Source organism: Actinotalea sp. JY-7885, from assembly GCF_014525465.1.
GTDB lineage: Bacteria > Actinomycetota > Actinomycetes > Actinomycetales > Cellulomonadaceae > Actinotalea.
In genome coordinates this window covers 1-686 of record NZ_JACEXH010000347.1, presented here as the reverse complement: position 1 = coordinate 686, position 686 = coordinate 1, and the positions used below count along the sequence as shown (strand labels likewise).

At 78.6% G+C, this 686-nt stretch carries 1 protein-coding gene; it reads left to right on the top strand.

Features of this window, described 5'->3' with window-relative positions; translation table 11 throughout:
- Nucleotides 1-440 (top strand): FHA domain-containing protein (locus IDM29_RS16905; RefSeq protein WP_223148455.1); only part of this gene is annotated, 440 nt, incomplete at its 5' end.
- Nucleotides 441-686 lie beyond the last annotated feature (246 nt).

Below are 686 nucleotides of genomic sequence, written 5' to 3'. Positions count from 1 at the left end.
CGCGGACCGACGCGCCCACGCCCACGCCCACGCCCACGCCCCCGCCGCCTCCGGCCGAGGTCGCCGCGGCAGCCTCCACGCCCCCGCCGCCGCCCGCCGCCGCCGCGAGGTCCTACGTCGTGACGCTCGACGACGGCCGCGCCATGACGGTGTCCGGGCCGGGCTACGTGGGCCGTCGCCCGCAGGCACCCGCGGGCGAGCGCGTGGACCACGTCATCGAGATCGAGGACCCGGGCCGCTCGCTGTCACGCACCCACGCGCGCTTCGGCATCGACGACAACGGGTTCTTCGTCGAGGACAACGGCTCGGCCAACGGCACGGCCGTCCTGAGCGCCGACGGCTCGGCGGTCCGGGGCGCGCCCGGCGAGCGGCTGGTCGTCCCGCCGGGCGGGACCGTGCGCCTGGGGGACAGGACGTTCACCGTCCGGCCCTACGCCTGACGGACCGGCTTCCACCCGGCGAACGCGCCGGCTCACGCGAGAGGAGCCCCCGACCCGGCCGGGTCGGGGGCTCCTGACGTGATCACGTCGCCGGCGCGGTCACCAGCTCTCGTCGAGCTCGATCTCCTCGGGCGCGTCGCTCGCGGCGGGCCGCTGTCCGCGGGCACCGGCGCGGGCGCCGGCGCCGAGGGCCGCGGCGGACTGCTCGCCGTCGACCTCGACGTCGGGCGCGAGGTAGCCACCGCC